General features: G+C 51.5%; 13 protein-coding genes. 1 reads left to right on the top strand and 12 read right to left on the bottom strand.

Annotated features, from left to right (window positions below; translation table 11 throughout):
- The first annotated feature begins 3 nt into the window (after nucleotides 1–3).
- The gene (locus BN1247_RS15770; protein ID WP_261796050.1) at nucleotides 4–765 is read left to right on the top strand and encodes a YigZ family protein; all 762 of its coding nucleotides are present in this window, start codon (nucleotides 4–6) and stop codon (nucleotides 763–765) included.
- A gap of 363 nt (nucleotides 766–1128) precedes the next feature.
- Here BN1247_RS15770 and BN1247_RS15765 read toward each other — a convergent pair whose 3' ends face one another.
- From BN1247_RS15765 to BN1247_RS15710, 12 genes are all read right to left on the bottom strand, one after another.
- Entirely contained in the window at nucleotides 1129–2049 is a 921-nt protein-coding gene (locus BN1247_RS15765; protein ID WP_054951221.1) for an NAD-dependent epimerase/dehydratase family protein, read from the bottom strand.
- A 35-nt stretch (nucleotides 2050–2084) separates the two neighbouring features.
- Nucleotides 2085–2594 carry a hypothetical protein gene (locus tag BN1247_RS15760; RefSeq protein ID WP_054951220.1) on the bottom strand — a complete coding sequence of 170 codons (510 nt, stop codon included), beginning with the start codon at nucleotides 2592–2594 and terminating at the stop codon, nucleotides 2085–2087.
- Between the two features lie 16 nt (nucleotides 2595–2610).
- Complete coding sequence (locus BN1247_RS15755; protein ID WP_054951219.1) at nucleotides 2611–4488, bottom strand: SpoIID/LytB domain-containing protein; 1878 nt, start codon at nucleotides 4486–4488, stop codon at nucleotides 2611–2613.
- A 184-nt stretch (nucleotides 4489–4672) separates the two neighbouring features.
- Entirely contained in the window at nucleotides 4673–5566 is an 894-nt protein-coding gene (gene galU / locus BN1247_RS15750; protein WP_054951218.1) for a UTP--glucose-1-phosphate uridylyltransferase GalU, read from the bottom strand.
- A 32-nt stretch (nucleotides 5567–5598) separates the two neighbouring features.
- Entirely contained in the window at nucleotides 5599–6978 is a 1380-nt protein-coding gene (locus tag BN1247_RS15745) for a sugar transferase (RefSeq protein ID WP_054951217.1), read from the bottom strand.
- Nucleotides 6979–7028: 50 nt separating this feature from the next.
- Nucleotides 7029–8153, bottom strand: coding sequence for a CDP-alcohol phosphatidyltransferase family protein (locus BN1247_RS15740; RefSeq protein ID WP_231633329.1), 1125 nt, complete (start codon nucleotides 8151–8153; stop codon nucleotides 7029–7031).
- 6 nt (nucleotides 8154–8159) lie between these two features.
- A complete protein-coding gene (locus BN1247_RS15735) occupies nucleotides 8160–8894 on the bottom strand; it encodes an ABC transporter ATP-binding protein (protein WP_054951215.1) in 735 nt (244 codons plus the stop codon).
- A gap of 2 nt (nucleotides 8895–8896) precedes the next feature.
- A complete protein-coding gene (locus BN1247_RS15730) occupies nucleotides 8897–9673 on the bottom strand; it encodes an ABC transporter permease (protein WP_054951214.1) in 777 nt (258 codons plus the stop codon).
- A gap of 15 nt (nucleotides 9674–9688) precedes the next feature.
- Nucleotides 9689–10753: an iron-containing alcohol dehydrogenase family protein gene (locus BN1247_RS15725; protein ID WP_054951213.1), complete on the bottom strand. Its 1065-nt coding sequence runs from the start codon at nucleotides 10751–10753 to the stop codon at nucleotides 9689–9691.
- 27 nt (nucleotides 10754–10780) lie between these two features.
- The gene (locus tag BN1247_RS15720) at nucleotides 10781–11497 is read right to left on the bottom strand and encodes a phosphocholine cytidylyltransferase family protein (RefSeq protein ID WP_054951212.1); all 717 of its coding nucleotides are present in this window, start codon (nucleotides 11495–11497) and stop codon (nucleotides 10781–10783) included.
- Between the two features lie 131 nt (nucleotides 11498–11628).
- On the bottom strand, nucleotides 11629–12696 hold the full coding sequence (locus BN1247_RS15715; RefSeq protein ID WP_054951211.1) for a glycosyltransferase family 2 protein: 1068 nt from the start codon (nucleotides 12694–12696) through the stop codon (nucleotides 11629–11631).
- 445 nt (nucleotides 12697–13141) lie between these two features.
- Nucleotides 13142–14866, bottom strand: a complete 1725-nt coding sequence (locus BN1247_RS15710; protein WP_054951704.1) for a phospho-sugar mutase — start codon at nucleotides 14864–14866, stop codon at nucleotides 13142–13144.
- Nucleotides 14867–14962 lie beyond the last annotated feature (96 nt).

Below are 14962 nucleotides of genomic sequence, written 5' to 3'. Positions count from 1 at the left end.
ACGGTGAAAAGGTGCCGTGAGGGGGGGCAGGGCGTTAGCCGCTTGCCTCCTCATTTTTTTAGCGCGTATTTGACAAGCGCCGCCTCTTGCGACACCATAATATTTAGATCGATTGAAAGGGAGAAGCCATTGTCCTACCTTACGGTTATGAAAGGTACCCAGGCAGAAATTACGATTGAAAAGTCGCGTTTCATCGCCCAGGTGTTCCCGCTCGACGGTGCGGAAGAAAATGAAGAAGTAGCGAAGGAGATCGTCCGCCAAACGCAAAAAAAGTATTGGGATGCGACCCACAACTGTTACGCCTACGTGCTCGGCCGTCGCGCACACATCCAAAAAGCGAGTGACGACGGGGAACCGAGTGGCACCGCTGGCGTCCCGATCTTAGAAACGATTAAAAAAAATGAACTGACAGATACAGCTGTCGTCGTGACGCGCTACTTCGGCGGCATCAAACTCGGTGCGGGCGGGTTAGTACGCGCCTACACGCGGGCGACGGCGGCTGGCATCGAGCAAGCGCAACTCGTGCGTAAAGAAGAGCACGCGTTCTTCGTTGCGACCATCGATTACGCGACTTGGAGCCGCATCGAGCAGCCGTTAACCGCGCGCAGCCTACTGCACGACCGCTCGTTTACGGCGCACGTCACCGTTACCGTCTCGGTCGCCCTAGAGCGCGAAGCGGAACTGCGCGCCTATTTCGACAAGTGGCCGCAGCGACAAGTGAGCTACGTCGTCAGTCACCGCGACTACGTCGACGTCCCGGTGTAAATCGTCAGTACTTTTATAAAGGTGTCCCGAGCTCCTCGTTATAACGTGCTCGGCCTAACGCATCCTTCACGTACTGTTAACGACTCCTTAATGTGTTTTAACGTCCCTGTAAAGATACTGTAACATACACCCCCTATAATAAAAGTACGAACTAACCGATGGGGGTGTCAACATGAACGAATCACAACACGTTCACGCGCCTTTTTGGATTGGTGTAGCAACCGCTACGTTAGGAAGTGTGCCTCTGTGGGGTTTATTGGTCTTGTTAATTAAAATTATAGCGTCTTAAATTGAAGATAGAAGGTATAAGTAAACGGGACTTAATATCGTTAAGCCCCGTTTTTATGTGCGCGCATCGTTAGCCTACTTAGCCCGCTCGGCATAGTAGTCGTAAGTTTCTTTTAACCCTTCCGCAAGCGCTACAGTCGGTTTCCAGCCGATCTGTTTGTGTAACAGCTCGTAGCTGAGTGCACTGTGCAAAATATCTCCCGCACGCGGTGCGTCAAACGCAACATCTAACGACTTGCCACTTATGCGTGACACCGTATCGACAATTTGCAAGAGCGATGTCGCCTGCGCCGTGCACACGTTAAACGTGCCACTCACATCTGACTCCGCCATTCGTATGTTTGCTGCCGCCACATCCCGTACGTTAATGTAGTCCCGCGTCTGTAAGCCGTCGCCAAATACGTGGAACGTATCACCTTTAATGGCTTGCTCGATGACGATGGAAATAACCCCACCTTCGCCGCGCGGGTCTTGCCTCACCCCGTATACGTTGGAGTACCGCAAAATCGCTGTAGAGATTCCGTAAAGTTGACTAAATACGTCGATATAGTGCTCAGATGCGTATTTAGAACTCCCGTAAAAAGAGAGTGGGCGGCCTACTTGCTCCTCGGAAATCGGCAGCTGGTCGTTGTCGCCGTATACGGCTGCGGAAGACGCGAACACGAAGCGCGGACAGCCACACGCGCGCGCGGCTTGCAATAAATGGATCGTCCCGACAACATTCACTTCTGCGTCGAACACTGGGTCGGCCAGCGATTTTTGCACGACTGTTTGCGCCGCTTGATGAATAATTACTTCCGGGCGAAAGTCGTTAATCACTCTTTTCGCTTCGTCCGCTAATATGTTCAGCTCGTGAAATTGCGCCTCCGGGAAGACGAACTCCTTCTTGCCGCTCGATAAGTCATCGATAATACAGACGTCGTGACCGCGCGCAAGCGCCTGTTCTACGATATGTGACCCAATAAAACCTGCGCCGCCAGTAACTAATACGCGCATCGCAATAGTCCCCCCTTTTGTGGATTATACGTTTATTATTTGTACGTCCACTTTCCAGCGATCTTTACGCCGCCCTTCGTACTTTTACTGCGGTCGATCGAGTACGGACCGATCACCATAATTTCCGTGTAATTTGTCGTCGCTTGGATACCTTGCCCGGTATTCTGTTGCAGCATCATTTTTGAGAGCGGGACGTTCTTACCGTTTAATACACTTTTTCCCGATGTCGTATTGATTAAACCTAATTTCGGGCTGAAAACCGTCGCTTTACCTTCGCGCAAGATGAATTTACTGCCAACTTTCCCCTTTATGATGACGCCTTTGTCCATTCCGATAATCGTCCCTTTATTCATATCGGTATTATATTTATTAATCTCTGCCTTAACCTTCTTGTCCACATAACTTTTAGTGACAAGCGGGTCGCTCGCTTCCCCTGGAGCTGCTGACGTCGTGCCCGTTTGGCTGGCGACGACTGTAATGCCCGCACAAAGAATCGCTACGATCGCCACTAACGTTATCCCGTTTTTCATTAAATATTTTTTCACTGTTTCTCCCCCCTGCTCACTCGTTGTACTGCTTGACTACCTTCGTGCCGCGGTAGTAGAACGACAATATATCGCGATACGTTTTCCCTTCGTCGCCCATTTGCTTCGCACCCCACTGACTCATGCCGATGCCGTGTCCGAAGCCGCTCCCCGTAAACGTAAAAGTCGCAAGGCGGTCAACTTTTTTTGTCCCGTCGGAAAGCGTTGCAGCACCCGTATACTTACTCGTGCTTCCCGCATCGGCGGCGATAACCGTTTGGTCAGTTAACGACAGCGACTTCGCTTTGCCTGAAGAGTCGACGACCGACACTTTCGGATTACTCCGCGTCACGCTGTACAGCTGACTGCGCAAGTTAAACGCTGTACGCGTCCGTTCTTTGAGTAGCGTGACAGTCTTACTTTTTTGCTTCTCATAGCCGTTAATGCGCATTTCGACGACGCGGCCAGAAGCAGCTTTTTTTGTAATAGACAGTTTGGCGATGCGATCGAGCGGCGTGTCGTTGTTTTTCGCCACGAGCGCGGCGAGTTCCTTCGCATTCGCTTTGTACGTCCAGTTGTGATATTGCCCCGCGCGCTTGTCATATGGATCGGGATAACTCTGAAAGTACGGAATTGACCCCGTCCACACATTGGCGGCGTCTTCCGTGTACCCGCCATTCGAGGCGTGGTAGACAGCGTCGATCACTGCGCCACCATAGACGAGTACTTCGGTCGCTGTTTGTTCTACCGCTTTAATCGACTGTGTATACGCCGCGTCGTAGCCGCGGTAAACTTGGTATAACACGGTGTCGGTAATATAATCCTTCGCTTTACCGCCGTAACTGTTGCGGTGTCGCGTTGCATATGTACGGGCAGCTACCGCTTGGCTCTTCAGCGCCTCGAGGTGGAAGGAATCGCTCATCTCAAACGGGACGACACCTTTTAAGTAGTCTTCCATATCTACTTCGTTAACAACTTGTAACGACGGGTCGTAGTACTTGAAGTGAAGGTGGCCAAGGTACTTGTACTTTCCAATCGTGAACGTCCCGCCGTAACCGGCCGGAGAAACGCGCAAACTCGCGTTAGCGTTCGTCGACGTCACAAGTTTCCGCGTACCTTCGTACAGAACCAGTTTTTTACTCTCATAGTTAACTTTGTACGTCGTTCCACCTTGTAACGTGTAATATTTTTTGCTCGAGCCGTCTTCCAACAGCGCATAACTCGTTTGACTCGGCTGAAACGTTTTGCTCGTTTTACTTCCAGCGGAAAGTGCGACGCGAATGAAGGGTACTTTAAACGCGTTGGCGCCGCTATTCGTTTGCATCCAACCGGTCACCTTGTCGGAAAATTGGATTTTAAACCAGCCGCTTTTCTCCTCGAGTAAACGGTACGTCGTCGATTTTGTAGCGGTTCCTACGACGGTAGAACCCGTTGTCGCTTCCCGATAAACGTTCACCTTGCTCGCTTTTACTTTCACGTACTTCCGTGTCGGCAGGTAAATTATTTTATCGTAGGCGGCCGCTTGGGTCCCTGCAACCGTGCGTGCCTTCGCCCCAGAAGCTTGCTCATCTTCAGACTGAGCGTCGCGTTTTTCTGCGCGCTTTTCATCTACATCGCGTTCAGCCGTACTTTCTTCGCGATCGTCGCCCGCATCTGTCCCTTCTTCGCCTTCTTCACCTTCATCGCGTTTAACCGCCTTTTCTTCATCAACACCGTCTTCTTCATCAGCACCGCTTTCTTCATCAGCACCGTCTTCTTCATCAACACCGCCTTCTTCATCAGCACGTCGATCAGCTGCACCTTTTTCCATCTCCAATCGTTGGGACTCCTCACTGTCTTTAGCGATCGCAGCGGTAACGAGCGGGATGACAGCTAGCAGTGTACACAGACAGGCGATCGCCATCGTTCGCTTCACAACTGTACTCCTCCCCAATGTTATGTATCACTAGCTTACAACTACTATAACGGTTAATGTCTCGCCTTTCGTTTCAGTAAATACGTCGAACCGTAACACTTGCGATTGCAACTTCGCTAGGGATAGCCGACGCTACATTCGTACCGTTTACGCTCAGCTTGCGCTTCACACAAAGGCCAAGTCGTCATTGTCCCTGTTTAAGCTCAGCGACGGTCCGCTCCAAATATTTGGCGACGTCTTGCCGCAAATCGTCGCGGCCCAGCGCGAAGTCGACCGTCGCTTGAATGAAACCAAACTTGTTACCGACGTCGTACCGTTTGCCAGCAAACTGGAACGCTACGACAGGCTTAAGTTTACTCAATTCGCGAATCGCATCTGTCAGCTGTATTTCTCCGCCTGCCCCTGGTGGCAAATCGTGTAAGATGTCGAAAATATCCGGCTGCAAAATGTAGCGCCCCATGATCGCCAAGTTCGAAGGGGCGCGATCCGCATCTGGCTTTTCAACGACATTCGCAAGCTTGTAAACTCCCTGTTGTCCCGTATTTCCCGTCGGTTCGACGATACCGTATTGATTTACCTCACTCGGTACGACCGGTTGGATACCGAGCACGGAGGCGCTAAACCGTTCGTGGACGGCCATTAGCTGCTTTAAACACGGCTCATCCGCAACGACGACGTCATCGCCTAACATGACGGCAAACGGCTCGCTCCCGATAAACTTGCGCGCACACCACACCGCGTGCCCTAACCCTTTCGCCTCTTTTTGCCGAATGTAGTGAATGTCGGCCATGTTGGAAATGCGCTGTACGCGCTTCAGCTGTTCTTCCCCGCCTTCGCCTTTTGCCGCTAAAATTGCCTCTAACTCATATGACTTGTCGAAGTGATCTTCGATCGCCCGCTTCCCCCGCCCGGTGACGATAATAATGTCTTCAATGCCCGAAGCGACGGCTTCTTCGACGATGTACTGGATCGTCGGCTGATCGACAATTGGTAACATTTCCTTCGGTTGCGCTTTCGTCGCGGGTAAAAACCGGGTGCCTAACCCGGCGGCGGGAATGATCGCCTTCTTAATCGCCACTCAATCATCGCCCCTTTAATCGTATATTTCCGTTACATCCCGACATTTTTTTCGCTGCTCACCTTCGTTTGCCGCTGTTTCGGCTTGATCACGCCGTCTGCCTTCTGCTTATCCAAAACGACTTTGAACGTCTTCAAAATAATGACAATGTCGAAGAAGACGGAGTAATTGCGGATGTAGTATAAGTCGTACCGCAACTTATCTTCAACGTCCGTTTCATACTTGCCGGCAATTTGCGCCAAGCCCGTTAACCCGGCTTTCACCGAGGTGCGGTAACAGTAGTTGCCGTAAGTTTTTTTGTAAATCTCCGTAAAGTGCGGCCGTTCGGGACGCGGGCCGACGACAGACATGTCGCCCTTCAGCACGTTAAACAACTGCGGCAATTCATCAATGCGCGTCGCGCGTAAAAACTTACCGATTTTCGTGATGCGGTTATCGTTTTTTTCGGCGAGTACGGGGCCGCTCTTCCCTTCGGCGTTCGGCACCATCGTGCGGAACTTGTAAATGTTAAACTCTTTGTCGTGCATCGTGATGCGCTTCTGTTTATAAAAGACGGGGTGTTTCGGTTCGGAAAATTTGATGGCGAGTGCCGTCAGTACGGTGATCGGCAAGGTGACGACGAGCAGACAGAGCGAAAAGACGAGATCACCTACCCGTTTGATCAATTGCTGCTCGAGCGGTAGGCCCCAATCTTTCACCGACATGACGAGCAAATCGTCGAAGGTGCGCGCGTCGGCGTTTTTGAGCAGTAACTCGTACGAAGCGGGCACGACGTAAACTTGCACGTTATGCATCATACTCGCTTGAATCATCTCTTGACTCACCCGCTGCTCGACCCCGGCGCAAATGAACACAGTATCGACTTCTTGTAGCTTTTTAAAAATGTGCGCCCGCTTTTGCCCGGGGTGGCAGGAATTAAACTGTGAGCCAGCCGGAAGGTTAGCCGCTACTTTTTCTTTCACATGCGCAATTTCTTCGTCACTGCCGATGAGCAGCACCTTCTGTTTATTCTCTTTAATGAGGACAGACAAGATGAACTTCCACAGCAAAATAGCGAAAAACGAGATGACTGACCCGATGAGTATGACTAACCGCGGTAAAGCGAAGGCACGGAAAACAAACGACGCGAGCCCGACACACCCGGCAATGACGACCGTCGAGACGATGGTCGACGACACGGTTTCCCACGTTAGCCGACGAGCGACCGCATACGTGTCGTATATTAAGAAGACGATCACCGAAATTAAAGCGATCCACGGTAACACGGCGACGTACGCCTCGAAGTTGCGCTCTGGAATATCGCCGAGCGGAAACTTTACTAAAAACGCCGCGTAATACGACCCGAGTACGAGGAACGTATCAACGAGTAGCAAGAATGTATACAACAATTTGCGTTCCTTCAGGTGATTCATGCGGAAGCCCTCCTCTCTCTTCAATCAGTCTTCGCTTGAAGGGCAGATTGTCAGTCGTACTGCAACCGCTCCTCAGCGATTAGCGCCATCTCACTTTCAAAGTCTCGCGTACTCATCCACAGTTTGTAAATGATGGCGAGCTCAAATGCGAGTAGTAAAATCGAGCCGAACAGCATCGTGCCTTTAAACACATTCATCACTTCGCTAAAGAAATAAGCGACTGGCGCGACGACGAACAAAAACATCTGAAACTCGATGCCGCTAAACAGATGCATGCGAATCCGTTTCGTCAACAAGGCATCGCGAATGCGCAAATAAAGCGTAAACTTCTGTTTAAAGCCGTGCTGCAAATCAGTTTTTCGCTGTGACACGGGCAGTTGTTCTTCGTCCACCACCTCCGCCTTATCAGTGCCTTCTACAGCGTCAGCGATGTGAGCAGAGTTACCGCCAGCATCGCGATCCCCCGTATGCGCAGTCTCCTGCCCGACGGCGGAGGAGGCGGACGCGATCCCTGTAGGCAGCGTTTCTAGTTGCTCCTCGTACGTACCTTTCAGACGCTTTAACCGCTCATTGGTCGGTTCGTCAGTCACGATGTTTAACATGTTTTCCACGTTTAACAACTCGGCGCGCGACTGCCGTTTCTCAGCCCGTTTCAGTCTTCGCCGCGCCTTATTCAGTCTCCCCTTCATTTGCCGCCGCAACTTATAAATGGTTAACGCCGTGTAGTGGCGAAAAAAGTAAGCGAAAATAAACAGCAGCGCCAACATTAAAATAGTGTAGTCGCCCGTTTTATAAAACAAGCCAAACGTTAGGGCAACTGTACAAATGACGACGCGGATGTGGTCAAGCATAATGTCGAGCAACACGCCAAACATCGAGCCGGTCCCTTTTAAACGCGCGATTTTCCCGTCCATACAATCGAGAATAAAACTAATATGGTAAAGGATGGCGCCTGTGATGAGTGAACCTGTCGTACTCATATAAAAGCAATACGCGGCCACCATCCCTATTGTAAACGAAACGAGTGAAATTTGGTTTGGTGTAATGTTCGTCCGGTTAGCGACTGGTACGACGAGTCGCGAAGCGACCGGGTCGACCAGTAAGACGGTCCACCAAGCGTCTTTCGCTTTATACGTTTGGTGCACATCTTCCAACGTAAATTGTTTGCCTTCCAACAAAGGTCACGCTCCTCGTGTTTTACCCTGTTCGTAGTTGTCGATGATCGCGTTAACCTCCCCGATATTGACAACTTCCCCTTTGTGCAATATCAAGGCGCGATCGCAAAGTTTGCGTAGAGGCTTCAAGCTGTGGGAGACGATGACGAGTGTCTTACCTTCAGCCTTCAGTTCTTTCATTTTTTTGTTGCACTTTTTCTTAAACGCTTTGTCCCCGACAGCTAGTACTTCGTCGATGAGGACGATGTCAGCGTCAATGTGTACGGCGATGGAAAAGCCGAGCCGCGCCTTCATTCCCGAAGAGTAAAACTTCACCGGTGTCTCGATGAACTCTTCTAGTTCGGAAAAGGCGATAATGTGCGGGATCACTTCTTCAATTTGCTCTTTGTTAAGCCCGAAGATCGCGCAGTTGAGGCGGATGTTCTCCATCCCGCTCAGTTCGCGGTGCAAGCCGGCACCTAACTCGATGAGCGGCGCCACTTTCCCGTTAATTTCTATCTCGCCGCTATCTTGGTGAATAATGCCACTCAACACCTTAAACAGCGTACTTTTGCCGGCGCCGTTATCGCCGATGATGGCGAACGCTTCCGACTTTTTTACCGTAAACGACACGTCATTTAAGGCGGTGTACTGTTCGTACCGCTTCTCGCGCTTGGCCAAGGAGATAAAGTAGCCCTTCAACGTCTTATCGTATTTTTTGCGAAAATGTTTGGTCAGATGCTTGACGGCGATCGCATCCATCGTTAAATCACTTCCCCTACCCTACGGTTTAATTTATTGAAGGCGAGCCACGAAATAGCGAGTACAACGAACGTCAAACCGATCGCGTAAAACACGTAATTGAGCGGCGCCGTCTCAAAACCTAATAGCGCCCAACGGTATAAAGAAATGATTACCGCCATCGGGTTCAGTAAATACCAATCGAGAAACTCCTGCGGCACTTGCTCGAGCGGGTAAATAATCGGACATAAATACATCCACCCGCGCAAGGCAACAGTTAAAATAAATTCCACATCTTTGTAAAACACGTTTGCCACCGACAAAAAAAGTGCCACCCCGTACACGAACACCGCCTGTAACAATATGATAAGCGGTAAAAAGATGAGCCGCCACCAAAGGATGTTCCCTTGTAAAACAATGACAAAAGCAAAGACGAGCAACAGCGCCATGACGAAGTTGACGAGATTAGCGATGATCGTCGTCAAAGGGAAGATTTGCCGCGGAAAGTACACTTTTTTTATGAGCGATTGGTTACTCGTGAGTGAGCGCGTCCCTTTTTGCAACGACTGGGATACGAACATCCACGGAATGAGCCCGGACAACAGAAACAACGGATAGTTGTCGACCTTATCTCCAAAGCGCATAATCATCGAAAAAACGACGGTATATATGAGCATGAGCCCTAACGGTTCAAGCAATGTCCAGAAAAACCCGAAAATCGTGTTGCGATAACGTATACGTAACTCTTTGTGCACTAAAAAGTATACGAGTTCTTTGTACTTTGCTAGTTCTTTAAACATGTTTTACTCCTTGCCCTAATTTAGGCGAGATTCGTCCGGAAAAACGTCAGTGAGTATTTGTTCAATTTGTGCGTCTGTTAAGGCGTACTCGTTTAAAATCGTATAGCGGTTGCGCATCGTCGGGGCGCGGCGAATCGCCTCCCACATCTCTTCTCGCGTATAACCGAGTTGTTCGTAGTGCAGCGGCAAGCCAAGCTTTTTGTAATACTGACGCAAATTGTCTTCCGAGTGGTGCCGCCCTTGCAAGTATTCGGCAATGAGTACGCCGATCGCCACTTGTTCGCCGTGGAGCGCCTTGCCGCCACAATAATAGTCTAACGCATGGCTAATTAAGTGCTCCGATCCGCTGCACGGGCGACTCGATCCTGCGACGGACATGGCGATCCCGCTCATGACGAGCGATTCTGTGAGCGCGCGCAACAACTCCGTTTCTGTTAACGACGCACTTTTAATCGTATTCATGAACGCTTCGATCGCATTGTTCGCCATTAGACGGGCGAACGTGTACATTTTACCTTGATCGGCGCGGTGCGCCAAATCCCAGTCGTACAGCGCTGTCCGGTTAGAGATCAAGTCGCCGATGCCGGCCCGCACGAGCCGTTCCGGAGACGAAGCGAGTACGTCCAAATCGACGATGACCGCGGACGGCATGTGCACGCCGATACTCGTCCGCTTCGACATTTTGATGACGGCGACAGGCGAGCAAATGGCGTCGTTGGACACGGCGGTCGGCATAAGTAAGACGGTGACGTTGGAGCGCGTACCGACCACTTTGGCCACGTCGAGTGCACGGCCGCCGCCGACGCCGATAATCATGTCCGAGCCCGCTTCGAGCACTTCCCGTTCGATCGCGTTAATCGTCTCTAACGCGTTATCTTGTGCCGGCAGCAACTGCACGTCTTTCGCCTGCGGCAGGACAGCCTCTTTAATGCGCTCCGTAAATTTCCGCGTCTCCCCGGTGCCGCTGATAAGGGCAATTTTACGTCCTTCCAACCACCCGTAAATGTCTGTCCGGTGTAAATGGTCAATCGCCCCGTGCTCGATAATTAGTTGGGTCGGTATGTCGACCGTCTGAGCCATAGCGATCCCCTCCTTATGCGCAAACCCTTATGAGCGAACGAGCGATGTGGCTAGCTGCTGTGCCTCTTCCAAATCGTTAAAGTCGTCGATCTCGATCCAGCGGTAGTCCCCCGTATCCACGCCGACAATGTCGATTTGCTCAGCACACGCCTCATACACATTTTCGTACCACGCGTTCGTATCGCCAGCGGCGATCATTTCTTCGGCGCGGCGGTAGAGGGCGTCTAACTCAGCGGCACCTAATTTGGAAATGCCAATATATTCCCCATCCGCTTTCGCAAGCGGAATTTTTTTGTTAACGAAGCGCAACACGCCGTCTTCTAGCTGGACGCGCATCGCTTCTTCGGTGAGTACTTTTTGCTGGTCGACTAAAATGGCCGTTCGCGCACTTGCGTCTAACAACCGCGGAATGAGCCGTTCGTCGTAAAAGTCGTCCGAGTTAATGAGCAACAAGTCGTCGTCGATTTCCCGCGTTAGTAAGAACGAATAAATGTTGTTCATCGTCGCATAGTGCGGATTGTCGATAAAGTGGACGTCCGTTCCTTGAAAATGTTCTTTAATCCGCTCAACTTTATATCCCCCGAGCACGTAAATGTCGTCGTGCGTAAAGCCTGCACGAAGTACACTTTCAACCTGGTATTGGATGAGCGGCTTGTCTTTAACGCAAATCATCGCCTTCGGTTTGTCCGCAGTCTCTGGATGCAGCCGACTGCCGACGCCAGCGGCCAAAATTACTACTTTCACCTGATTCACCTCATAAACGTTAACGCGAATTAACACGTGTGTAATATTCTCGCAACATGTGTGTAACATTAATTTCATACGAACGGTTTATGATATAAGTGGCTCCGTATACTTATATTCCCGTTAAGCTTTTAACGGTGTAGCCGCTCCAGCGAAGGATTAGAAACGTGCGGCTGTTGACGCGCAAGCCTTTGCTTACCTCGCCAGTAATCCTTACTGAAGTAGCTCGCTGCGGAGCCGAAACCGCGACTTAAGTGTAACAAAAAGAAGGCGATCATGCACGCGAAGAAATAGCGCGCCCCTTTTTGTTTACCCAACTTTGCCGCAGCAACGCCTATTAAACAACTGTACACCGCTGCCAAGCTTAGCAAGACCCAAAAGCTGGTGGCACTGAAAAAAGAAGCAGCGGTTAAAATACTCCCGACGATCGAGACGTACAGCGGTATTTTGTGCCGCGGGCGCAATACACCTTGTCCGCGCCGCGAAGCGACAAACGTCCACTTACCGTCGCTGAAAGACTTCTTAACAAGCCCGCTAAGGGAGCTGCGCGCGTAATACGTCGAACGAATGTCCGTCGATAAAAAAAACTGCCCCCCGTCGCGGCGAATGCGGGCGTGCATCTCTAAATCTTCGTTCCGCTTGAGGCTTTCGTCAAAATAGCCGACCCGTTCAAATACGTCTCGCTTGTAGGCACCGTACGGCACGGTATCGACGTAACCTTCCCACTGTCCTTTCGTCGTGCGGAACTTTGAATTGCCGACGCCGAACGGGTGAGAATACACATAGGCGTTCACTTCGCCCCAGAACCCTTTTCCTTTCGTCTCGATCACGCCGCCGACGCACGTAGCTTCCGGGTGACGCCGTACGACGTCGTACGTTTTAGTGAGGAAGTTGTACGAAATGTGACTATGTCCGTCGACGCGGACGACGTACTCCCCACGCGCACACTTAATTGCCATGTTCCAACCCGTCGGCAACGTCCGCTGCGGGTTCGTTAAGTAAGTCATGCGCGACGGGTCCCGCTTGATGTAATCGGCAATCACTTCTTGCGTCCCATCGTTCGATTGGCCGTCGACGACGATGATTTCGTAACGGTCGCACGGAAAATCTTGCGCCAAAACAGCTTCCAACACGCGCTCAATATAATGAATCTCGTTACGCACGACTAATATAAGCGAGAAAATGTACTTACTGTCCATGGTCAATCACTCGCTCTTCTTTTTCGATTCGCTACGCCTTCCCCTCTACGGTGTGTCTCACGAGCGACACCTTCACCACCGAGGAAGGATGCTAGGGACGAGGCGATTCTATACATAGTAACGTAAGCAATGCCAAAACGGCGTCAAACTCACGCCCTCAGGTATACTATTATACCACCCTTTCTTGCGAATGGCTTATGTAATATTCGTCAATACCCCAAGTATTGCCCTATTCGATGTAATCATTTCCATACGTTTGTACACTTTTGTGAGCGCTATAATAGTTTGCATCCGTTTAGGTTAAGAGGAGAGCTGCCCTCGCGAGCAGCTCCAACGGGTCGCACCTTACGGTGTGGTGTGGTCTACGATTTTTTCGAGGTTCCGAATCCGATGTGTTCGATCGGGGCATTTGTCGGGCGACCAGGGCAGTAGGCCGGTTAGCCGCTCATTCACTGTCGACCAGCGCGGTAACTGCCTCCTTGAGCGCGTCTAGTTTTTGGATTGCCTCTTCGGAGGCCGTACTGTGAACGGCAAAGTACAACTTCACTTTTGGCTCGGTGCCGGAAGGGCGAATGCAAAACCACGAACCGTCCTGAAGCGTATAGTGAAGCACGTTCGCCCGCGGCAGATGCGTCGGCGTCTCTTCTCCGGTCAGTAGATTGTGTCCTGTGCCGCGCAAATAGTCGCGCGCAACTTCCACCTTCGTACCGGCCAAGACGCGCGGTGTCTCGCTGCGTAATCGCTCCAACATCTGGACAATTTTTTCGGCGCCTTCTTTGCCTTCGAAGGTGAGTGATCGCAAATCCTCATAGTAGAAGCCGTAGGTGTGGAACAGTTGCTGTAACTGTTCGTACAGCGTCTTCCCTTGCGCCTTGTAGTAGGCGGCCATTTCGGCTGCGAGCAAACACGTCTGCACCGCATCCTTATCACGGACAAAGTCACCGGCCAAAAAACCGTAACTTTCTTCGTAACCGAACAAAAATGTATGCGCACCAGTCGCTTCGAATTGACCAATTTTTTCGCCGATGTATTTAAAACCGGTTAACGTGTCCAGCGTTTGCACACCGTAGTGCGCGGCAATGTCTCGCCCTAAGTTCGACGTGACGATCGTCTTTAATACGACGCCGTTCTCCGGCAGCGTCCCCCGCGCGGCGCGTACCGACAAGATGTATTCCAACAGCAGGGCGCCGAGTTGGTTCCCGCTAAGGACGACGTATTCGCCGCGATTATCCTTTACAGCGACGCCGACGCGATCGGCGTCCGGGTCAGTTGCGAGCAGCAACTCTGCGCCGCGCGCCTCTCCTAGAGCTATTGCCCGCCCAAACGCGGCGTGTTCTTCCGGGTTAGGCGATGCAACAGTCGGAAATTGCGGGTCAGGCTCTGCCTGCTCCGGCACGACCGACACGTTCGTAAACCCGAAATTGCGTAGTCCCTCGCAGACGGGGGTATATCCGGTTCCGTGCAGCGGTGTATAAACGATCGGCATGCCGGCCGCCTCTGTGCGTGCGATGTCTCGGTTGAGCGACAACGTCAACAGGCGCTCTTGATACTTGGCGTCAATCTCGTCGCCGATCGACTGAAACAAGCCTTTCGCCACTGCTTCTTCCCGCGGCAAAACGCGCACCGCCAGTTCATCGGTCACTGCAGCAATTTCTGCGACGATCGCATCTGCGACGTCGCCGACGATTTGCCCGCCGTCCGGCCCATACACTTTATACCCGTTATATTCTGGCGGATTGTGACTCGCCGTAATGACGATTCCCGCCGCTGTCCCTAGTTCGCGAACGGCAAACGACAATTCCGGAGTCGGCCTGAGCGCGTCAAAGACGTACGCTTTTATCCCGTGATAGGCAAACACGAGCGCCGCCTGCTCGGCAAAGCGGGACGACTGGTGGCGGCAGTCGTACGCGATGGCGACTCCTTGCGCTTTTGTCTGTGGCCCTTGTTTGAGTAAATAGCGCGCTAACCCTTCAGTCGCTTTGCGCACGACGTATATGTTCATCCGATTCGTCCCGGCGCCAATGACGCCGCGCATCCCGCCCGTACCGAATGCGAGTGACTGGTAAAAGCGGTCTTGAATCGCCCGCGCGTCCCCACGAATTTCCTGTAACTCACGTTTCAACGGTTCGTCCAACGCCGTAAATTCGCTCCATTTACGGTACAATGCCATTTCTTGCGTCAAACTATCGCCTCTCTCTCACAAAAGCTACTTTTTTCATCATAACATACGATTAGCGGCAATTTGCGCCTCTTTATCCAGCGATTG

Origin of the sequence: Numidum massiliense (genome assembly GCF_001375555.1) — a bacterium.
Lineage (GTDB): Bacteria > Bacillota > Bacilli > Thermoactinomycetales > Novibacillaceae > Numidum > Numidum massiliense.
The sequence above is the reverse complement of the archived record's forward strand: the minus strand, read 5'-3'. Positions and strand labels throughout refer to the sequence as shown.

Excerpts from the sequence above, each read along its gene's own strand:
- BN1247_RS15745 (WP_054951217.1), bottom strand. The coding sequence starts at position 6,978 with ATGAATCACCTGAAGGAACGCAAATTGTTGTATACATTCTTGCTACTC.
- BN1247_RS15715 (WP_054951211.1), bottom strand. The coding sequence starts at position 12,696 with ATGGACAGTAAGTACATTTTCTCGCTTATATTAGTCGTGCGTAACGAG.
- BN1247_RS15710 (WP_054951704.1), bottom strand. The coding sequence starts at position 14,866 with ATGGCATTGTACCGTAAATGGAGCGAATTTACGGCGTTGGACGAACCG.
- BN1247_RS15730 (WP_054951214.1), bottom strand. The coding sequence starts at position 9,673 with ATGTTTAAAGAACTAGCAAAGTACAAAGAACTCGTATACTTTTTAGTG.
- BN1247_RS15725 (WP_054951213.1), bottom strand. The coding sequence starts at position 10,753 with ATGGCTCAGACGGTCGACATACCGACCCAACTAATTATCGAGCACGGG.
- BN1247_RS15765 (WP_054951221.1), bottom strand. The coding sequence starts at position 2,049 with ATGCGCGTATTAGTTACTGGCGGCGCAGGTTTTATTGGGTCACATATC.
- BN1247_RS15735 (WP_054951215.1), bottom strand. The coding sequence starts at position 8,894 with ATGGATGCGATCGCCGTCAAGCATCTGACCAAACATTTTCGCAAAAAA.